This is a genomic window from Emcibacter sp. SYSU 3D8 (assembly GCF_039655875.1).
Taxonomy (GTDB): Bacteria; Pseudomonadota; Alphaproteobacteria; order SMXS01; family SMXS01; genus RI-34.
The window spans coordinates 118,553-139,451 of sequence record NZ_JBBYXK010000006.1 but is presented as its reverse complement, the minus strand read 5'-3'; the positions used below and the strand labels follow the sequence as shown (position 1 = coordinate 139,451).

At 62.7% G+C, this 20,899-nt stretch carries 15 protein-coding genes; 9 read left to right on the top strand and 6 right to left on the bottom strand.

Features of this window, described 5'->3' with window-relative positions:
- Positions 1–32 precede the first annotated feature (32 nt).
- A complete protein-coding gene (locus WJU21_RS17995) occupies positions 33–1,418 on the top strand; it encodes an aromatic ring-hydroxylating dioxygenase subunit alpha (protein ID WP_346324851.1) in 1,386 nt (461 codons plus the stop codon).
- Positions 1,419–1,451: 33 nt separating this feature from the next.
- Here WJU21_RS17995 and WJU21_RS17990 read toward each other — a convergent pair whose 3' ends face one another.
- Positions 1,452–2,015 (bottom strand): TetR/AcrR family transcriptional regulator, encoded by a 564-nt coding sequence (locus tag WJU21_RS17990; RefSeq protein WP_346324850.1) that lies wholly within the window; start codon positions 2,013–2,015, stop codon positions 1,452–1,454.
- A 265-nt stretch (positions 2,016–2,280) separates the two neighbouring features.
- Here WJU21_RS17990 and WJU21_RS17985 point away from each other — a divergent pair, with 265 nt between their 5' ends.
- The 3 genes from WJU21_RS17985 to WJU21_RS17975 are packed head-to-tail and all read left to right on the top strand — an operon-like array spanning position 2,281 to position 7,988.
- Complete coding sequence (locus tag WJU21_RS17985; RefSeq protein ID WP_346324849.1) at positions 2,281–3,444, top strand: efflux RND transporter periplasmic adaptor subunit; 1,164 nt, start codon at positions 2,281–2,283, stop codon at positions 3,442–3,444.
- 3 nt (positions 3,445–3,447) lie between these two features.
- Complete coding sequence (locus tag WJU21_RS17980; protein WP_346324848.1) at positions 3,448–6,588, top strand: efflux RND transporter permease subunit; 3,141 nt, start codon at positions 3,448–3,450, stop codon at positions 6,586–6,588.
- The gene (locus WJU21_RS17975; RefSeq protein WP_346324847.1) at positions 6,585–7,988 is read left to right on the top strand and encodes an efflux transporter outer membrane subunit; all 1,404 of its coding nucleotides are present in this window, start codon (positions 6,585–6,587) and stop codon (positions 7,986–7,988) included. Before WJU21_RS17980 ends, WJU21_RS17975 begins: the two co-directional genes overlap by 4 nt.
- On the opposite strand, the gene WJU21_RS17970 is transcribed toward WJU21_RS17975, so the two are convergent.
- The 3 genes from WJU21_RS17970 to WJU21_RS17960 are packed head-to-tail and all read right to left on the bottom strand — an operon-like array spanning position 7,978 to position 9,259.
- Positions 7,978–8,448: an SRPBCC domain-containing protein gene (locus WJU21_RS17970; protein WP_346324846.1), complete on the bottom strand. Its 471-nt coding sequence runs from the start codon at positions 8,446–8,448 to the stop codon at positions 7,978–7,980. The genes WJU21_RS17975 and WJU21_RS17970 overlap by 11 nt on opposite strands.
- On the bottom strand, positions 8,445–8,807 hold the full coding sequence (locus WJU21_RS17965; RefSeq protein WP_346324845.1) for a metalloregulator ArsR/SmtB family transcription factor: 363 nt from the start codon (positions 8,805–8,807) through the stop codon (positions 8,445–8,447). The genes WJU21_RS17970 and WJU21_RS17965 overlap by 4 nt, the downstream gene beginning before the upstream one ends.
- On the bottom strand, positions 8,798–9,259 hold the full coding sequence (locus tag WJU21_RS17960) for a VOC family protein (RefSeq protein WP_346324844.1): 462 nt from the start codon (positions 9,257–9,259) through the stop codon (positions 8,798–8,800). Before WJU21_RS17960 ends, WJU21_RS17965 begins: the two co-directional genes overlap by 10 nt.
- 134 nt (positions 9,260–9,393) lie before the next feature.
- On the opposite strand from WJU21_RS17960, the gene WJU21_RS17955 reads away from it, so the two are divergent.
- Together WJU21_RS17955 and WJU21_RS17950 are read left to right on the top strand one after the other, a co-directional pair.
- A complete protein-coding gene (locus WJU21_RS17955; RefSeq protein WP_346324843.1) occupies positions 9,394–9,912 on the top strand; it encodes a DUF4142 domain-containing protein in 519 nt (172 codons plus the stop codon).
- A 152-nt stretch (positions 9,913–10,064) separates the two neighbouring features.
- Positions 10,065–10,616 carry a hypothetical protein gene (locus WJU21_RS17950; protein ID WP_346324842.1) on the top strand — a complete coding sequence of 184 codons (552 nt, stop codon included), beginning with the start codon at positions 10,065–10,067 and terminating at the stop codon, positions 10,614–10,616.
- 93 nt (positions 10,617–10,709) lie between these two features.
- Here the strand turns inward: WJU21_RS17950 and WJU21_RS17945 are convergent, their stop codons facing one another.
- Positions 10,710–12,362, bottom strand: a complete 1,653-nt coding sequence (locus tag WJU21_RS17945) for an FMN-binding glutamate synthase family protein (protein ID WP_346324841.1) — start codon at positions 12,360–12,362, stop codon at positions 10,710–10,712.
- Between the two features lie 181 nt (positions 12,363–12,543).
- Between WJU21_RS17945 and WJU21_RS17940 the strand changes: the two genes are divergently transcribed.
- The 3 genes from WJU21_RS17940 to WJU21_RS17930 all read left to right on the top strand — a co-directional run bounded on the left by WJU21_RS17940 (position 12,544) and on the right by WJU21_RS17930 (position 19,843).
- A complete protein-coding gene (locus tag WJU21_RS17940; RefSeq protein WP_346324840.1) occupies positions 12,544–13,830 on the top strand; it encodes a cytochrome P450 in 1,287 nt (428 codons plus the stop codon).
- A 763-nt stretch (positions 13,831–14,593) separates the two neighbouring features.
- Complete coding sequence (locus WJU21_RS17935; RefSeq protein ID WP_346324839.1) at positions 14,594–16,915, top strand: TonB-dependent receptor; 2,322 nt, start codon at positions 14,594–14,596, stop codon at positions 16,913–16,915.
- A gap of 573 nt (positions 16,916–17,488) precedes the next feature.
- Positions 17,489–19,843 (top strand): TonB-dependent receptor, encoded by a 2,355-nt coding sequence (locus tag WJU21_RS17930; RefSeq protein WP_346324838.1) that lies wholly within the window; start codon positions 17,489–17,491, stop codon positions 19,841–19,843.
- Between the two features lie 112 nt (positions 19,844–19,955).
- Here the strand turns inward: WJU21_RS17930 and bla are convergent, their stop codons facing one another.
- Complete coding sequence (bla, locus tag WJU21_RS17925; protein ID WP_346324837.1) at positions 19,956–20,822, bottom strand: class A beta-lactamase; 867 nt, start codon at positions 20,820–20,822, stop codon at positions 19,956–19,958.
- Positions 20,823–20,899: the final 77 nt, after the last annotated feature.

Below are 20,899 nucleotides of genomic sequence, written 5' to 3'. Positions count from 1 at the left end.
CCGTTCGCTTTCAGCCATGGGGAGATGGGTGCATGAACGTCCAGGTGAAAAACGAAGTCCCGCGTTGCCCGGGGGCGCCCACCTTCCAGGAAATCATGCGCTCGGACGGCGGCATCATCAAAGACGTGCTGGCCGCCCAGTCCAATCCGGCGCAAAGCCGCGACGACATCCCCTTTTCGAAATATGTCAGCCAGGACTTCTTCAATCTCGAGATGAAGAAGATGTGGGAGAAGGTCTGGCAGTATGTCTGCCGCGAGGACCAGGTCGCCGAGCCCGGCGACTATCTGGTCTACGACCTCGGACATCACTCCATTGTCGTGGTGCGCGCCGACGACGGCGCGCTGAAGGCCTATCACAATTCCTGCCTGCACCGCGGCACCAAGCTGAAGCCATCGGAGAGCAGCGGCTGGTCGGCCAATATCCAGTGCCCCTATCACGGCTGGACCTGGAACCTGGACGGCACCCTGAACGACGTGCCGTGCGCCTGGGAATTCCCGCACCTTGACTATGAGAAGAACCGGCTGCCCGAGGTGCAGGTGGACGCTTGGAACGGTCTGGTGTTCATCAATATGGACAAGGAGGCGCCGTCGCTGCTCGAATATCTGGGCGTGCTGCCGGAGCACTTCAAGGACTGGCCGTGGACCGATTGGTACCTGTTCATGCATCTCGAGAAGGAACTGAACTGCAACTGGAAAACGGCGCAGGAGGCCTTCATGGAGGCCTATCACACGCCGGTGGTGCATCCGGAACTGACCCAGGTTGTGGGCGATTGGAACATGCAGCACGACGTGTTCGACGACCACGTCACGCGCGACCTGTGCGCGCTCGCGGTAGCAAGCCCGGCCGCGAAGCACAGGATCAGCGAACAGGAGCGCATTGACCGCGTATTGCTGGGAGGCCGGTCACCCGACGGCAAGTCGGTGACGCTGGAAGAAGGCCAGAGCGCCCGCAACGCCATGTCCAAACAGGTCCGCAAGGCGATGCTGGACCAGTATGGCATGGATACGTCGAGCTATAGCGACGCCGAGATGATCGATTCCATCAAGTACAACCTGTTCCCGAACATCTTCCTCTATACCGGGATGGCGCTGCGTTCGATCCACAGGATCAAGCCGATCAAGAACGATCCGAACCGCTGCACCTTCGAGGTGCTGATGATGCGCCCCGTGCCCAAGGACCAGGTGCGCCCCGATCCGGCCCAGATGGTGAAGATTCCGGAAGACATGAACTATGTGGACGTGAAGGAACTGGCGGCGTTCCCGCTGTCGCAGATCACGTTCGATCAGGATACCGGCAATCTCCGGGCCCAGCATGAAGGCATGCTGGCAAGCGAGAAGGGCGCCGAGACCTTGTCGATCTATCAGGAATCCCGCATCCGCGCATTCCACGACACGCTCGACAAATACATCAGCAAATAGGACCCGGCCGCCCGCTTCGCGTCTGGGCCATTCTCAGCGACGGTAATAGGCCAGAAAAAGGGCGACAGCCTGTTCGGCCTCATGCTTGCTGGTGGCGGCGCCGCAGCCACCGGTGTAGATCGCGCGGACGTGCAGGTCGTGCAGGACCAGGCTGATGAACTGGCGGGCCGCGAGCCGGGGATCCGGAATATTGAGCAGGCCTTCGCTGTGCCAGCGGGCAAACAGCGCCACATAGCGCTCGATAAACCGCAGGTGAACTTGCTCGAAGAATTTCTGACCGAACTCGGGTGACCGGAGGCTTTGACCGATGACGAAGCGCATGAAGCGGTTCATCTCGGGGGCGGCCAGATAGTCCTGCGTGCCCTGGGCGATATCGAGCAGCATGGTTTCCGGCGCGCTGTCGCGATTGATGATGCCATCGAGTTCGCGCATGTCGCGTTCGAACTGGGATTGCATTACCGCCTTGAGCAGGCCTCGTTTGTTGCCGAACAGCGCATAGAGCGTACTGAGCGACCCGCCGGATCGGCCGACCACATCCGAAAGGCTTATCGCGTCGTATCCATGTTCGAGGAAAAGCGCGCGCGCGGCGTCGAGCATGGCGCCGCGCCGCCGCTCGCGGCGTGGGTCGCTGGTCGTCGAGTCCTCGTGTTTCGTCATGGCTGTCCCGTCGCAAACGGTCCGGCGGCTTGGATTGACTTCAAGTGTAACGGACATTACACATATTGCACCTGCGAAGAAACAATTGGTTCATTTCGCCGTTCAAACAAAATCAGAGACAACAAGATCGTTGACGCGCCCGCCGCCCGAGCCAGTTACGGATGGCGCGCCTGCAGTCGGCGTTCAAATGTTGCGGGAGAGTCGTGTGTTCAGTCAGGCAGTCAGAATCCGCATCGCGCCGATGTTGGTGTGCGCCGCAGCGCTTGCGGCGTGCGGCGATAGCGGCCCCCAGGCACCGCCGCCGCCCGAGGTCAAGATCTACACGGTCGAGCTGGTGGAAGTGCCACGGGTCGTGGAACTGCCTGGCCGGGTCCAGGCGATCCGTACGGCCGAAGTTCGGGCGCGTGTCGACGGCATCATCGAGCGCCGGCTCTACCAGGAAGGCACCGACGTCAAGGCGGACGCGCCGCTGTTCCGGATCGATCCGCGCGAGAAGCAGGCCGATTACGACCAGGCGACTGCCGCCCTGAGCCGTGCCCAGGCAACGGCGCGCAACGCCAGGCAAGTCGCGGAACGCTATGAGCCGCTGGTCAGCAAACAGGCGATCAGCCAGCAGGAATTCGATGCGGCGGTGGCAGCCGCGGCCCAGGCCGAGGCGGACGTGATCTCGACCCAGGCACAGGTGGAGCGTGCGGCGCTCGATCTGGATTACACGATCGTTACCGCGCCGGTCGCTGGCCGCGCCGGCCGCGCCCAGGTGACCGAGGGTGCGCTGGTGAAAAGTTCGGAGGCGACCCTGCTCACCACCATCGAGCAGCTTGATCCGATCTATGTAAATTTCACCCAGTCCTCGAGCGAGCTGCTGAAGCTGCGCCGCGACATCGAGGAAGGCAAGGTGAAGTCCGTGCCGCTCGACCGCGTCAGAGTGATCCTCACGCTGGAGGATGGCAGCATCTACGAGAAGGAAGGCCACCTGAACTTCCTGGACATGGCGGTCAATTCGTCGACCGGGTCGATATCGGTGCGGGCTGAGTTCGATAATTCGCGGCGGCTGTTGCTGCCCGGACAGTTCGTGCGCGCGCGGGTCGAGGGCAGCGCAATCGAGAACGGCATCGTCGTGCCGCAGCGGGCCGTACAGGTGAAGCCGGAAGGCGCGACCGTGCTGGTCGTCGGCAAGGACAATGTGCTGGAGAGCCGGCCGGTAAAGCTGGGGATCCTGCATGGGACGTTGTGGCTGATCGAGTCCGGCCTGAAGGCGGGCGACCGCGTGGTCACCGACGGCCTGCAGCATGCGCGCGTCGGCGCGCCGGTCCGCATCGAGGGTGAAGCGGGCATTCCGCCCGTGCCCGCAGCCAAGAAACCGGACTGACGCATGCCCCGCTTTTTCGTCGACCGGCCGATCTTCGCCTGGGTCATCGCCTTTACCATTTTGCTGGCGGGGGTGCTGACGCTCAGGTCGCTGCCGATCGAGCAATACCCCTCGATCGCTCCGCCCTCGCTGACGATCTCGACCAGCTATCCCGGCGCCGATGCCGCGACGCTGGAGACCAACGTCACGTCGGTGATCGAGCAGGAGCTGAATGGCGTCGCGGGCTTCCTCTACATGTCCTCGACCAGCCAGTCGGATGGCTCGGCCTCGATCACCGTCACGTTCCGCTCGGGCACCGACATCGATGTGGCGCAGATGGAGGTGCAGAACCGGCTCAGCCGCGTGGAGCCGCGCCTGCCTGAGGACGTTCGCCAGCAGGGTGTGCAGGTCAACCAGGCCAATACCGGCTTCCTGATGCTGATCGCGCTGACCTCGCCCAGCAACAGCATGTCGCAGCTCGACCTGAGCAATTACGCGTCGAACCGCATCATCGACGAACTGAAGCGGGTGCCCGGCGTGGGCGACATCCGGCTGTTCGGATCGCCCTATGCCATGCGTATCTGGCTCGATACCCAGAAGCTCAGTGGCTATGGGCTTTCGGCCGCCGAGGCGCTGGCCGCGGTGCGGGAGCAGAACAGCCAGACTGCGGGCGGCCAGATCGGCGACCAGCCGACCGTGCCCGGAACCCAACTCAATGCGGTCGTGGTGACGCAGAACCGCTTCACCAATCCCGAGCAGTTCGGCGCCATCATTCTGCGGTCCAACCCGGATGGATCAAGCATCAAGCTGCGCGATGTGGCGCGCGTGGAGCTGGGGGCGCAGAGCTATGGCAACCACGCGACACTGAACGGCCGGGAAATGGGCGGCATGGCGGTTCAGCTGCAGACCGGCGCCAATGCGCTGGCGACCGCCAAGGCGGTCAAGGCGCGGGTGGCCGAATTGTCGAAGGACTTTCCGGGCGACATGACCTGGAGCGTGCCATACGACACGACGCCGTTCATCCAGATATCGGTTGAAGAAGTCGCCAAGACGCTGGCCGAGGCGATCGTCCTGGTATTCCTGGTCATGTTCCTGTTCCTGCAGAATCTGCGCGCGACGTTGATTCCGACGGTGGTCGTGCCGGTCGCCTTGGCGGGGGCGTGCCTGGGATTGTCGCTGTTCGGCTTCTCGATCAACGTGCTGACATTGTTCGCCATGGTGCTGGCCATCGGCATCCTGGTCGATGACGCCATCGTGGTGATCGAGAACGTCGAGCGGTTGATGCGCGAGGAGAAGCTGTCTCCGCGCGACGCGACCATCAAGGCGATGGGGCAGATCACCGGCGCGCTGATCGGCATCACCCTGGTGCTGGTGGCGGTGTTCATTCCCATGGCGTTTTTCCCGGGATCAACGGGCGGAATCTACCGTCAATTCTCGGTGACGCTCGCGGTCTCCATGGCGTTCTCGGCGCTGATGGCGCTGACGCTGACACCGGCGCTGTGCGCCACGCTCCTCAAGCCCCACAAGGAGGGTGACCGGCGCAAGGGATTTCTCGGACCGTTCTTCGGCCGCTTCAACCGGGTGTTCGAGCGCGCAACGGGGCGATATGAAGGCGTGGTCAGCAAGATGATACGCCGGCCGTTGCGCTGGCTGAGCGTGTTTGCCGTCCTGGTTGGCCTGGTCGTGCTGACGTTCCTCAACATGCCGTCCAGTTTTCTCCCCGAGGAAGACCAGGGCTTTGTGGTCGGTGTCGTCCAGGCACCGCCCGGCGCCACGTTCGAGCGCCTCGATGAAGCTATTTCGCAGGCACAGGAGATCATCCTATCGCAGCCCGAAGTGAAGACGGTGGCCGCAATCAGGGGGTTCAGTTTCTTCGGCAACGGCCAGAACGCGGCAATGATGTTCATCTCGCTGCATCCGTGGGACGAGCGGACTGCCGGAAAGAACAAGGCCAGCGCGCTGGCGATGCGCCTCATGATGGGCCTGCAGCAGGTCAAGGGCGCCCAGGTGTTCATCTTCAACCCGCCGCCCATCCCGGAGCTGGGCAATTCCGCCGGGTTCAGCTACCGGCTGCAGGACAGAGCCGGCGGCTCCTATGAAGCCCTGCTTGCCGCGCGCAACCAGATGCTCGGCATGGCGATGCAGAGCAAGGTGCTCACCGGCGTGCGCCCGGAGGGAATGGAAGATGCGCCCCAGGTGAAGGTGGAGATCGACCGGGTAAAGGCGCGGGCGCTGGGGCTGCAGGTCAACGACATCAACCAGACGCTCTCGATCGCGTTCGGCTCGGCCTATGCCAACGATTTCAACTATCAGGGAAGGGTGCTTCGCGTGGTGTTGCAGGCGGAAGCCGGCGCCCGCATGACGCCCCAGGATATCCTTTCCCTGCAGGTGCGGAACGACCAGAATCTGATGGTGCCGTTCTCGGCCTTCACCACCGCGGAGTGGACCGCCGGACCGCCTCGGCTGCAGCGCTACAACGGCTATTCGTCCATGAACATCTCCGGCTCACCCGCGCCCGGCTATTCGACCGGCGAGGCCATGGCTGAGATGGCGCAGTTGACCGAACAGCTGCCCGAAGGCTTTGGCTTTGAATGGACGGGACTGTCGTATGAGGAACAGCAATCGCGCGGCCAGGTTGGCGCGCTGCTGCTGCTGTCGCTGCTGATCGTATTCATGGTGCTGGCAGCGCTGTACGAGAGCTGGGCGATTCCGGTCGCGGTGATGCTGATCGTGCCGCTGGGCGTGCTGGGCGCGCTGGCGCTGACCTGGGCACGGGGTCTGTCGCTGGATATCTATTTCAACGTGGGCATGATCACCATCATCGGCCTGGCCGCGAAGAACGCGATCCTGATCGTGGAATTCGCAAAGGACCTGGAGGCTGAAGGCAAGAGCACCATCGACGCGACCCTCGAGGCTGTGCGATTGCGGCTGCGGCCGATCATCATGACGTCCATGGCCTTCATCCTGGGCGTGCTGCCGCTGGCCGTATCGTCGGGAGCGGGCTCGGCCAGCCGTATCGCGGTGGGAACCGGCGTGGTTGGCGGCATGATCGCGGCGACGGCGTTCGGTATCTTCTTCGTGCCGGTGTTCTATCTGTCCACCCGGCGGTGGCTGGCGCGAAAGAAGCCGACCTTGCCGGGCGCAGCACGGGAGACCGGCCCATGAGCGGACGACTCACCACGATCGCCCTCGTGTCGTTGCTGGCCGGCTGCACCATGGCGCCCGACTATCGGCAGCCGCCGATGGCGACCGCGCCGGTCTATCCGGCGGAAGGTCAGCCGGAGCTTGGCGAGGTCACGGCCACGGCGCTCGGATGGCGGCAGTTCTTCGCCGATCCCAGGCTGGTGAAGCTGGTAGAGGTGGCGCTGGACAACAACCGGGATCTTCGGATCTCGGTGGCGCGCATCGAAGAGGCGCGAGGGCAATACAGGGTTCAGCGCGCCGATCTGCTGCCGACCATCGAGGGCCAGGCGTCGGCCGTGCGCACTCACGGCGGATCGGTCTCGTCCGGCGGGCCAGTTGCGCCCGTTACCGCCGACAATTACAGCGCAGGCGGGGGCATCACCAGTTTCGAGCTGGATTTCTGGGGACGGGTGCGCAGCCTGAGCAATGCAGCGCGCGCCAGCTATCTGGCAACGGTGCAGGCGGGACGGGCATTCCGGATCAGCCTCATCGCCGATGTCGCCGGCACCTATCTGATGCTGCGCGAAACCGAGGAGCGTATCGCGCTGGCGCGGGCGACGGTGGATAGCCGCAACCGCGGGCTGGAGATCGCCAAACTGCGCCTCGATGCGGGTGTCACGTCGGCGCTCGAGTACCGGCAGTCCGAGACATTGCTGACCCAGGCACAGACCGAACTGGCGACACTGCGGCGCATGCGGGCACAGGCGCGCAATCTGCTCGACGTGCTGGTGGGCGGTCCGGTCAATGGGCCGTTGCCCGCGCCGCTGCCGCTGCTGGATCAGGGCATGGGCGGGCATCTCGGTGCCGGATTGCCGTCGGACCTGCTGCTGAACCGGCCGGACATTCTCGAGGCGGAACAGCAATTGCGGGCCTCGAACGCCAATATCGGCGCCGCGAGGGCCGCCTTTTTTCCGAAGATCACGCTGACCGGTTCGGGCGGCTATGAATCGACCGAACTGAAGAATGGGCTGGCCCAGGACGGTATGAACTGGAGTTTGGGACCGGCGTCGCTGACGGTTCCGATATTTGATTTTGGCCGGAATCAGGGCAACCTGGATGTGGCCAAAGCGCGCCAGAACATCGCTGTCGCCACCTACGAGAAAACGGTGCAGACGGCGTTCCGCGAAGTGGCCGACGCGTTGGCGGCGCGGCGGTATTTCGCGGATCAGGTGGCCGCGCAGGAAAGGGCGCTGGTCGCGCAGCGCAACAGCGCCGAACTGGCGCAATTGCGTTACCGCAATGGGGTGTCCAACTACCTCGAAGTGCTGGACGCGGAACGCAACCTGTTCGACGCCGAGCAGTCGCTGGTGGAAACGCGACGCAATCAGTTGGACAATCTGGTGACGCTGTATGTGGCCCTGGGCGGCGGCCTCACCGAATAGCCACATGCGCCAGTGATGCCAGAAGCCTTTGCCAATGCTCGGCCTGACGCTGCTGGAATGGACCGAGTGGAAAGTTGTGCCGGGCGGCATGGGCCTGGGGTATGGTGTCCCATCCGCTGTGCTCGATGGTGACCCGAGTTCCGGCGTCCACCGGCTCGAAGCGGACTTCCAGCCGGGTCATCTGGCCGGGTGCAAAACTGGCCTGCCGCCAGGTAAGGCAAAGGCGCCGTCCCGGCTCCCAAATGGTGATGCGGCCGATCTCGAAGACGTCGCCATCGCCGTAGACTTCAAGCAGACGGCCGCCAAGGCCCGGCTCGAAATGCAGTGTGCCTGACCGGCGGTGGCTGAAGGCGAACAACTCGTCGTGCCGCCACCACAGGCCGATTTCCCGGGTGAATGCCTCGAATGCCCGCTCGGGAGTGGCGGCGACACGGAGGGAAACGAGCACCTTCGACGTCACTCGTCACTCTCCAGGTGGGCCTTGAGGCCAGCAAGCTGATGGGTCCACAGCCGTTCGGTCTCGTCGAGCCATTGCTTGATTTCGGTCATGGGGCCAGTGCGGAGGCTGTAGATGCGTATGCGCGCATCGAAGGGCGGGTGCGATTCCTCGATGATGCCTGCTGTGCGCAGGGTACGCAGATGCCGGCTCATGGCCGGAGCGCTGAGCCCCGCAGCCTCGGCCAATTCGCCGGCTCGTAGCGGTCCGCAGCGCAGCAGCTCGACGACCCGGCGGCGGTGCGGGTCGGCAAGCGCAGCCAGCGTGTCGTCCAATGCGGTGCGCGGTAACGGCTCTCGAACGGGATTGGATATCAAATCCAACCCTCGATCTTGAGGCCGCTGGCCTGTTCGGCTTCCTCGCGGCTCACATAGCGCATGCTTTGGGCAAAGCTCCAGACATGGCCTTCGGGATCGCGCACCGAATAGGTCCGGTCGCCGTAGAACTGATCTTCCAGCGGACGGACGACCACGGCGCCGGCCGCAACCGCGCGGGCGCAGTGCTCGTCCACGCCGCTGTCGAGATGCACGTGAATCGACTGGGTGTTACGACCGCCGGTCGAAGCGGGGCTGGCTACATAGTCGGCCCATTCAGCGCCAATCATCACATAGCCATTGCCGAAACTCATCTCCGCATGGCCCAGATTCCCGTCGGCGTCGGTAATGACCATGGTCCGGTCGAAGCCGAACGCTGTTTCCAGGAAATCGAGCGCCGCGAAAGGCTCCTTGTAGAACAGCGCCGAGCCAAAGGACGGGCGGTTAAACGGATTGGACATGCCATCTCCTTTACAATGGCGTTAATAGTTAATGGTATAGTTAACCAAAATCGCGATGCCTGCAAGTGCTGGTCCGGCAGGGAACCGGCGACCGGCCGGGACGTTCACCTGCGGCATCACAGTAGGAGGATCTCATGCGTTCCATCGTTTGGACGGCGGTGGCCGCTTTCCTTCTCACAAGCGGCGGGGCCGACGCCGGAGAGAAGGTTGCGGCAGTGTCGCAGGCGGAAACGCCGCACGAAGAAAAGGCGGCCGCCGCCTTTGCGCGCGCCGCCAGCCTGGCGGGGCTCTTCGACGTGGAAGCCGCGCAGCTGGCGCTCGATCGGGCCACCAATCCAGAAATACGAAAACTGGCACGCGAGATCGTCGAGGATCAGTCGCTGGCCAATTCCCGGCTGGTCGCGTTTGCGCCCAAGCATGCGGTGACCCGCCTGAATGCCGACTACACGGCGCGGCTCAACCGGTTGAAGGCGGCGAAGGCCGAGGCGTTCGACAAGGCATTCCTTGCCGCGCAGCAGGCATCGCACGACCACAGTGCCAAACTCCTGTCGGACTATGCCCATTCAGGCGGTGACGACAGGCTCAGGTCCTACGCCTCGGAGACCTTGTCATTCGTCAAGCTGCACCAGTCGCGCGTCAAGAGCCTGCAGTAGGCGGTTCTACCGGACGGCGGGCGGGCGGCCGCGATCCGTCTACATTTGTTAAGGAATGTAAATTTTATTGAGAAGGGCCGTGCATTTGACATGACGCAGGCAGCGTTGGTCGGGCATTGTGAGGCCGGGGGCGCGACGGAAGGTTGCACGACATGGAACGCTTGCACGATGGCAAGGCGCAATCCCGCTCCTCGGCAGAGACGGCCTCGCCGGCGCGGCGCGGGAAGCGCCGGCTGAAGATCGCTTCACAACCAGAGTTCCGCGAAAAGTCCCGCGTTTTTCTCTACGAGCTTTCGGAGTGCTTCTGCAAAGTGCTGCCGACCTACAGCCAGCATGTCCAGAACGACCTGGCGAAACTCCTGATCGTCCATGCACTGGGTGCGTCGAACATCCAGCGGTTGATGGCGACGACCCAACGGGAGCCGTACGTGTCGATCGATGTCCGCATTCCCGCCGAACTGCAGGTGCCGTCCAATGCACTGTCCATCGCAGATTCGACCGGCCTTCCCCGCGAAACCGTCAGGCGCAAGCTGAAGGAACTGGTGACGTCAGGCATGGTCATGGAGGACAAGCGCGGCGGCTACAGGCTAAAACCCGGCGCGATCCAGACCGAAGAATTGCAGGCCGCCTTCTATGCGAGTTTCAAGGCGATGATGGCGGTGATGGAAGCATGCGTCGACGCCAACCTCGTAGAGGTCGAATAGGCTCCAAGCGCCCGCCAACAGGGCCGCCCACAATATTCTGAAATCACGGACCAAGCCGCATTCTGAAATCACGGACCAAGCCGCGGCACCTGGTCAGCCGCGCGGATGGGTCCCTACCGTGGCGCGAACCGGACGCTCGGAAATATCCGGGCGTTCCGCGATTGACTTGGGTGCGAAGCGGTCGGGATCAGCCAACTCCCACAATGCAGCGAAGGGCGTTTCTTCCGGCGTGCTCAGCAGCACACCCGCCTTGAGTTGGGGATAGAGATCCGCGGCCGAGCGAATCTCGTTCGGCGTGAGGCGCATATAGAGATGCTCGGGCCGCAACTCGTCCGGATGGTCGAGCCCTGCGGCGCCGACAATCTCGGCCAGCTTGGCAACGGTGGCGGCATGGAAGTTATGGACCCGTTCCGCGTGGGTCGGTACGACGATGGCCCGCTGGCGCAGAGGATCCTGGGTGGTGATCCCGGTGGGGCAGGTGCCGGCGTGGCAGCGCATGGACTGGACGCAGCCCAGCGAGAACATGAAACTGCGCGCCGCCATACAGAAATCGGCGCCCAGCGCCATGACGCGGGCCAGCGAAAAGCCGCTGACGATCTTGCCGCTGGCGCCGAGCATGACGTGATCCCGCAAGCCGGTGCCGCAGAGCGCCGCGTGAGCGAAGGTCAGAGCATCGATCAGCGGCATGCCGACGTGATCGGGCAATTCGTGCGGCGCGGCGCCGGTGCCGCCTTCGCCGCCATCGATGATGATGAAATCCGGATAGATGCCGGTTTTCAGCATGGCCTTGCAGATGGCGAGGAACTCCCACGGGTGGCCGATGGCCAGCTTGAAGCCGGCGGGCTTGCCGCCCGACAGGTCCCGCAGCTGGGCGGTGAATTCCAGCAGGCCGACCGGTGTCGAGAACGAGGAATGAAAGTTGGGCGAGATGCAGTCCTTCCAGGGCTCGATGCCCCGGGTGGCGGCGATTTCCGGCGTGACCTTGGCGCCGGGCAGCATGCCGCCGTGGCCCGGCTTGGCGCCCTGGCTGAGCTTGATGTTGATCATCTTGATCTGGTCATCGGCGGCCTGGACCCGAAAGCGCTCCGGATCGAAGTTGCCGTCGGGCGTGCGGCAGCCGAAATAGCCGGATCCGATCTCCCAGATGATGTCGCCGGCATGCTTGCGGTGGTAGGGCGAGTAGCCACCCTCGCCGGTATCGTGAGCGAAATCGCCCAGCCTGGCACCCAGGTTCAGCGCCTCGACCGCATTGGCGCCGATGGCCCCGAAGCTCATGGCCGAGATATTGAATACCGAAGCCGAATAGGGCTTGGTACAGCGCGGGCCGCCGATATCGATACGAAAGCGCGGCTCGGCGGGCGGTTTGGCGGCAATGGAGTGATGAATCCACGTATAGCCGGGCTTGTCGAAATCCAGTTCGCTGCCAAATGGCTTGGGCTCGCCCTCGCCGAGGGATCGCCCATAGATCATGCGGCGGATATCGCGCGGGAAGGGAAGGCTTTCCTCGTCGCTGTCGACGACATAGCTGCGCATGAACGGCCCGATCCATTCCAGCAGGTAGCGGAAACGGACGGTGAGCGGGTAGTTCCGGCGCAGCGGATCGGTGGCGTGCAGCAGATCGGTCAGGCCAAGGATCGACATGATGGCGAGGGGCACGGCCGCGACCAGCCAGTACAGACTGAAAAGGCACAGCAGCCCGGCCACGATGGCGAGGACGAGGGTGGCGACGAGGGGAATGAAGCGCATGAGGGCACGTGCCTTTACTTTGGCTGCCTTGGACCCGAAGAGTGCGACGGCTGGACGGACCAAAGCAAGGGCTGTGTGCCAGGTCAACGGCGCGCCGGCGATCCGGCTCCGACACTGGCGGGTTGCCTGACGAGCGGAGGGGGCGTGTAATGGCGGCGGGGCGACAGCAGGGGAGGAGACGATGACTGATATTATTGCCGATACAGGCGGCGCGGGTGACAGGGACGAGGCAGAGGGTCTCGATCCGGCGCGGGTGAACCTGATGGATCCGGCGATCCAGGCGTGTCCATTCGATGCCTACAAGACGTTGCGCGACGTGGCGCCGGTCTACCGCATGCCGGATCTGGGCATGTATGTGGTCACCCGGTACGACGACCTGCACGCTGTGCTGCGCAACACTACCGAACTTTCGATGAAGAAAGCGGGATCGCTGGTCCGGACACCGGCGGCGCGAAAGGTTTTCGAGGAAAAGGGTCTGCGGCGCTATTACGCCATGGGCGACGATCCGCCCGTGCACACGGCCTACCGGCAGATCGTCGACCAGGCGTTCACGGCGGGGCGCATCCGCAGGCTGGTGCCCTATATCGAACGCGTCGTCGACGATCTGATCGACAAGATGCCGGACGACGAGGATGTCGATTTCGTGAAGGCGTTCTGTGTGCCGCTGCCGCTGATCATGATCACGCGCATCCTGGGCCTTCCGGCCGAGGATATGCCGCGGCTCAAGGAGTGGTCGGACTATTGGGTGGAGGTGCATTCCTATTCCCTGTCGCCCGAGCGTGAGTTGCTGGTGGCGCAAAAGGGAGTCGAGCTGCAGGAATACCTGCTGGAATGGTTCGACAGGAAACGCAGCAATCCGCAGGAGGACCTGATCACCGACATCGCCCAGGGGCTCTACAATGGCGAACGGCCGCTCAACATCAATGAGGCGGTCAGTCTGGCCGAGCACGTGCTGGTGGGCGGCAACGAGACCACGACCAACGGACTCGCCATGGCCATGCGGCTGATGATCGAGACACCGGGCCTGGAGTCGCGGCTGCGAGACGAGCCAGAGAAGATCAAGGTGTTCGTCGAGGAGGCATTGCGTCTGCAGTCGCCGACTCAGGGGCTGGAGCGGCAGGTGGTGCAGGACATGGAACTGCATGGAACATTCATTCCCAAGGGCAGCGTGATCCACATCCGCTTCGGCGCCGCGAACCGGGACGAACGGCACTTCACCGATCCCGATGTGCTGGATCTGGACCGGAGGAACGCGGCGTCGCACATGGCGTTCGGGCAGGGAACGCATCATTGCCTGGGCTCGCCGCTGGCACGGCAGGAGATGAATTCGGCGTTCGAGCGGCTGCTCGCGCGGCGCATGGGTTTTGCGCTGTCCGAAGGGCGAAACCGGTTTGAGTTCGTCGAGACGCTGGCGCTGCGGATACCGAGGGATCTGTGGATCAGGTCCGAAACAACGCAGCCTGCGTAAAGTTTTCCCGTTTATCCCTCGGGCCGACCCAATCGGGCCCACTTAAAACAGTCGATTGGTACGAAAGCGGGCTGAGCCTGTTCCGGGCTAGCGGTAGCATCGGGTATTCATGGGCTTTCCAAAGGGTGGGTGATGCCCCGTCCTCATGCCAAACAGCAGGCGCTCAACGAACTCGTCGTGGTCCTGCGCGGCCTCGCTGACGGTCATACGCGTCTCACGCCAGAGCAGGGCCTCGCGATGAAGGCGAGGCTGTTCACCATCATGGCTGATGAGCAAGGATGGGCCACCGACCCTGACAGCATGGCCGTACGGTTCCGAGAGGCTATGGACGGGCGCTAGAGGGCAGACGAGAAAAAAATCAGCCGAATCCTGCGTGAAAACAAGGGGTTGAGATATCTGAACCGCCTGGTCAAAAATATTATCCGTTGATTAATGCATTTTCCGCAGGGTAGCCTTGCATCCTTGGCTGCATGGCGCCCGTGGATACGAGGTTTCGCCGATTTGAATGCGGAATCCGTTCTCTCCCGACGCTTTCTGGGGCGGCCATTATCTGGGGAGGGGAGCTATGAATTCGCGAGTTTTCGGGTCTGGGCGCCTTGCGTCCGGTCTCGTGGCGGCCGCGCTGGCCGCTTCGACAGTGTTTTTTGGTGACGGGGGTGCCTTAGCCCAGCCGGTGGCTGCGGAAAATGTCGCCCCCAAATCGGGGCCCAAGGTTGATTCTGTCCTTGTCACGGCCCGCAAGACCGAGGAATCGGCACAGGACGTGCCTGTGGCGATGACGGCGGTCACGACGGAACTCAAGCTGGCCACGGTTCGAGACCTGAAGGACCTGAACGGCTACTCGGCAAACGTCAGGATCGACAGCAATCCCGAGCGTGCCGGCGCGGCGGCAATCACGATCCGAGGCATCAGCCCGACACGGACCGACGACACCTCGCTGGATTCGCCCATCGCCGTTATGATCGACGGCATCTACCTCGGTTCTCTCTCGGGGCAGGTGATCGAGAATTTCGACATCGAACGCATCGAAATCCTGCGTGGTCCCCAGGGAACGTTGTATGGACGCAATACGGTCGGCGGCGTGCTGAACGTGGTGCGGTCCCGGCCTACCGGCGAATATGGCGCCAAACTCCAATACACGTTCGGGCGGTGGAACCAGCAGGAGTTCCGCGCCGTGCTGAACGCACCCGTGGTGCGCGACAAGCTGGCGGTGAAGGGCTTCTTCACCATTCAGGAGCGGGATGGCTGGTTCAAGAACACCTATCTCAACACCACCCAGCCCCAGAAGGACTACAAGAATTACGGCATTACCGTTCTGGCGACGCCCAACGACTGGTTCGAGGCCCTGCTGACCGTGGAGCGGTTCGAGGACCGCAGCCAGGGCGGTGCCTATCTCACCAACTGGAACTACGCGCCGGGGGTGTTTCCTCCGCCCACGGATCCTCGGGAATATGACTTCAGCGGCGGCTTCCTGGACTGTTTCCTGCCGGCCGCCTTCGGGCTGCAGAATGCCCCCTGCCGGACGGAAACGGCGTTCCCGCGCAAGAACATCGCCACCGATCTGCCGAACCCGGGTCGGGTGATGACCAACGCCTACACACTCAGCATGTCTGGGCGATTAAGCGATGAGCTGAAGCTCGTGTCGGTCACAGGCTTCAGGCGGCAGCACGAATACCGGAAATACGACTTCGACGGTTCCACCGCCGATTTCATCACCATCGAACGGGACAACCGCTACAAGCAGTTCAGCGAAGAGCTGCGGCTGGAAGGCAGTTGGGACACATCGATCGGCAAGATCAACGCCGTGGCCGGCGCCTATTTCTACACCAGCAAGTTCGAGCAGAGATGGATTACCGGCGGTGACTTCTGGGTGTTCGTGCCGGCGCTTGGCGGCTACTCGCTTGCCAACAACGTCTGGCTAGATCCCAGTCTTGCCGGCTATACGGGGTTCGATACACCGGCGGCAGCCTGCCTTGCGCCGCGGGGCGGCCCGGGGACGCCCCTGTACACGGTGTTCGGCCAGGTGCGATGCGATTCCGCCTGGGGTGACCAGCCATATGGGCCAAAAAGTCCCAACAAGCTGTTCGAAAGCCAGAAAACCACCTCCGAGGCTGCGTTCGTGAATGCGGACTGGGAGTTCTCGCCGGGCTGGACCGCGACCGCCGGCGTGCGCTGGACGCACGAGAAGAAGCACTTCATCGGCGCGCAGGCCTACATCACGCCGCTTGACCGGGCCTATATCGACAACTTCCCGGAATTCGCGGACCTCAAGAAGTCCTGGACCAACGTCTCGCCGAAATTCGGCCTGTCGTGGAAGGCCACGCCGGACATCCTCGTCTATGCGTCCTACGCCAAAGGCTGGCATTCCGGCGGATTTTTCGGCGTGAACCAGAATGTCTCGGACTTCGAGCGGGATCAGTACGATCCCGAAACGTCGCAGTCGATCGAAGTGGGTGTGAAGGCGCAATTCTTCGACAACCGCATCCAGACCAATATCGCCCTGTTCCGCAACAACTTCAAAAACAAGCAGGAATCGGTCATCGCCTTCGACGGGACGACCAATACGGTCGTGACCGTGTTCAGCAATGTGGGCTCGGTCGTCTATCAGGGCGTCGAGGCCGAAGTGCAGGCCGTGGTGACCGAGGAATTGCGGCTGTTCGGCACCATCGGTCTTCTCGATCCGAAGTATTCGACCTTCGAGACCGACATCAATCCGCAGGATGGCTGCTGCACCATCGTCGACGCGACGTTCCTCACACCTCGCAACGCGCCAAAAATGACTGTCGGTCTCGGCGGCACCTATACAGTGCCGGTTGGTCCCGGCGATCTGTCGCTCGGTGTGAAGTGGACCTACATCAGCAAGGTGGAAGGGAACCTGGTCAACCTGGAATCCGGCAGGGTCGCATCCCGCCAGGATCTGAACGCATCGATCAGCTATTCGTGGAACAATGTGCGGGTGTCGGTATTCGGCCGAAATCTCACCAATGACAGGTTCGAGTCACCTGCCATCATCCAGCCTCTGTTCGCGGCGGGCACCGTCGGTCCCGGCCGGAGTTGGGGTATCGAGGTAACGGGAGAGTTCTGACCCTGCAGCCTGGCGTTCGGGCACTAAGGGCGACAATTCCATCGGGCCGTGCCGCTCATCCGCGGTACGGCTCGTTCCTTTTTGGCCCGACCACGGCACGCGGCAAATTGTGCGGCACAGGCTTTGGAACACCCAAAAAACCGGAATGATTGCTTCTTAAAATTGGATCGTCATCCAAAAAGTCTTTTTCCTCAATGTGTTGTGGTTTTATTCAAGGGACTCATAAAAAAATAATCGTTGATTAACTCTGGTCCAGGAGGCAGGCTTCTCAAGTTGTCCGCGGTTGGAAGGGTAACGAGATGCCACCAATGAATGTGGTTTCCGATTTCCCCGAGAACCTTTGAGGCGGTCACTTTTTGGGGAGGAACAAGTATGAAATCGGGACCCTTCGGGCGCGGCAGACTTGCGCCCGCCGCCAGAGCGGCGGCGTGGACGCTACCAGCCCTGTTTTTAACGTTACACCATGCGAATGCAGCTGAAGTGCGGGCGGATTCCCCCACGCCGGTTGCTGTCGTCAGTGCGGAAGACCTGCAATCGGCAAACAGGGCCGGACCCAGAGTGGATTCGGTTCTCGTGACGGCTCGTAAGACCGAGGAATCTATCCAGGACGTGCCGGTGGCCATGACCGCCATCAGCAGCGAACTGAAACTGGCGACCGTGCGCGATCTGAAGGATCTGAACGGCTACTCCGCCAACGTCCGGATCGACAGCGATCCGTCGCGCGCCGGCGCCGCCGCCATTACCATTCGCGGCATCAGCCCGACACGCACCGATGACAATTCATTCGACTCGCCGATCGCCATCATGATCGACGGCATCTATCTGGGCTCGCTGTCCGGACAGGTCATCGAGAACTTCGATATCGAGCGCATCGAAATCCTGCGCGGCCCGCAGGGCACGCTGTATGGCCGGAACACGGTCGGCGGCGTGATGAACGCGGTGCGCAGCCGGCCCACGGGTGAGTATGGCGCCAAGCTGCAGTACAATTACGGCCGCTTCAATCAGCAGGAATTCCGCGCCGTGCTGAACGCCCCGATCGTCCGGGACAAGCTGGCGGTGAAGGGGTTCTTCAGCAACCTGCAAAGCGACGGCTATTACAAGAATACCTATCTCAACTCGACCCAGCCGCAAAAAGATTACATGAATTATGGCGTTACGCTGCTCGCGACGCCGAACGACTGGTTCGAGGCGAAGCTGACCATCGAGCGATTCGAAGACCACAGCCAGGGTGGCGCCTACCTGACCAACTGGAACTTCGCCCCCGGGGTTATTCCTCCGACCGGCATCGACAGCGATCCGAACTATTCGGGTGGCTTCCTGTCGTGTTTCCTCGCCAGCGCGGTAACGGGCGGCGCGGTGCCCAATGCGCCGTGCCGGACAGAACTGGACTTCCCCCGCAAGGAGATCCGGACCGATTTGCCCAATCCGGGCAAGGTCAACACGACCGCATACACCCTCGACATGACAGCCAATCTGAGCGACGAGGTGAAGCTGGTGTCGCTGTTTGGCTACCGGAAGATGCAGGAGTACCGGAAGTACGATTTCGACGGTACCGAGGCTGACTTCATCACCATCGAGCGCGACAATTCGTTCAAGCAGTTCAGCGGTGAAGTGCGGCTTGAGGGCAATTGGGATGCGTCGATCGGCAAGATCAACGCGCTGGTCGGCTATTATTACTGGGACAGCCAGTTCGACCAGGATTGGGTAACCGGCGGCGATTTCTGGACCTTCGTCGGTGGTCTCGGCGGTTACTCGCTGGCGACGAACCAATGGCTCAGCCCAGCCGCCCAGGCCGCCAATCCTGGCCTGACGCCCGTCGGCGCCTGCCTTGCCAGAAGGCCATCCTTCGGCAATACGCATTGCGATGTCGGCGCGGGCGACGTTCCCTATGGCGACAAGCTGGTGCAGAAGCTCTTCGAGGATCAGTCGACCAAGGCGCATGCCCTGTTCGCAAATGCCGACTGGGAATTCGCTCCCGGCTGGACGATCGAAGGCGGCATTCGCTGGAGCTACGAGAAGAAGCATTTCATCGCAGCGCAGGCTTATCTGGCCCCGCTGTCGCGGGTCAACGAATTCGGTTTCCCTGATTTCGCGGACCTGAAGAACAGCTGGACCGACATTTCACCCAAGGCCAGCATCTCGTGGAAGCCCAATGACGATATTCTGCTGTATGCGTCCTATGCGGAAGGTTGGCATTCGGGCGGCTTCTTCGGCGTCAACCAGAACGTGGCCGATTTCGAGCGCGATCAGTACGAGCCTGAAACCTCGCAATCATTCGAATTCGGTGTGAAGGCCCAGTGGTTCGATAACCGCCTGCAGACGAACATTGCCCTGTTCCGCAACAAGTTCAAGAACAAGCAGGAATCGGCGGTCCAGTTCGATGACTCGACCAATACGGTTGCCACCGTGTTCAGCAATGTGGCGAACGTGATCTACCAGGGCATTGAGGCCGAAGTGCAGGCGGCCGTGACCGAGGAGTTCAATATCTTTGGCACGATCGGTATCCTTGATGCCAAGTACAAGGACTTCTTCACCGATGTGAATCCCAACGACGATTGCACCGGGCGTCCGGAATGCATCGTCGATGCGACCTTCCTGAAGCCGCGCAATGCGCCCAAGATGACCGCAGGCCTTGGCGCCAGCTACGTCATTCCCATCGGCCCGGGCGCACTGCAGGTTAACGGCAAGTGGAGCTACATCAGCAAGGTGGAAGGCAACCTGCTGAACCAGACCCTGAGCAAGGTCGGGGCGCGCAACGATATCAGTGCGTCGATCACCTATTCCTGGGACAATTACCGGGTGACCTTCTTCGGCCGTAACCTGCTCAACGAGCGCTACGAGTCTCCGGCGATCATCCAGCCGCTGTTCGCGTCCGGTACGGTGGGCATCGGCTCTACCTGGGGTATCGAAGTGGGGGCCGACTTCTAGGCCAGACTTCAAAGGCGGCGCGACCAACTCGCGCCGCTGCTCCATCAAGACGAACTGTGACTTGAGAGGCGTGTGGCCACCGGGCGGCACGCCTCTTCTTGTGGCGGCGTTCTCAGCCGGCCACGAGCCTTCCGACCGCCGCCAGGGTCGCATCCCGGTCGGCCGGCGCAGCCCGCGTGTCCGCCAGATAGGCGGCGACCAGCAAGGGCCGTTGCTTGGGGGGCCAGATGATCGCCACGTCGTTGGACGCGCCCCTCTGGCCGCTGCCAGTCTTGTCGCCGACCTGCCAGCTAGACGGGAGTCCCGCCCGGAGGCGCTTGCCGCCGGTCTTGTTGGCGATCAGCCACCCTGTCAGCCGCTCCCGCGATGCAAGGGAGAGAGCGTCGCCCAGCAGCAGGCGTTGCATGGTGCCGATCATGGCTGCCGGGGACGTGGTGTCACGCAGGTCACCGGGTACGGCCTCGTTGAGATCGGGTTCCATGCGGTCGAGACGGGTGACCGGATCGCCCAGCGCGCGAAGCCACGCCGTCAGGCCCGAAGGGCCGTCGATGGTGGCAAGCAGCAGGTTGGCGGCGGTGTTGTCGCTGATGGTCATGGCAGCCTCGCACAGGCTTGCCACCTTCATGACGCCGCCGGCGTGGGCGCCGGTGACAGGCGAGTGTTCGATCAGGCCGCCGAACGGGATCGGTACCTCGCGGGTGAGGCTTTCGGCGCCCTTGTCGATGCGTCCGAGAACACATGCCACGGCGAGCAGCTTGAATGTGCTGCACAGGGGGAAGCGCTCATCGGCGCGGTGGCCATCCAGCTTGCCAGTGGCGGTATCCAAGACGGCAACGCCGAGGCGGCCGCCCACACGCGCCTCGGCGGCGGCGATGGCGGCGGGCAGCCTCGTTCTGTAACTGGCGAACAGGGGCGAGGGAAGCAGCGCCAGCCAGGCGGTGGCGGATCCGAGAACAAGCGATTCACGGCGGGTAAGCATCCGGACGGCTTTCATAATGAGTACAAGACGCAGGCCGACCTAGCGCCACATTGCGGCGCCTCCATGGCGCCGTGCTG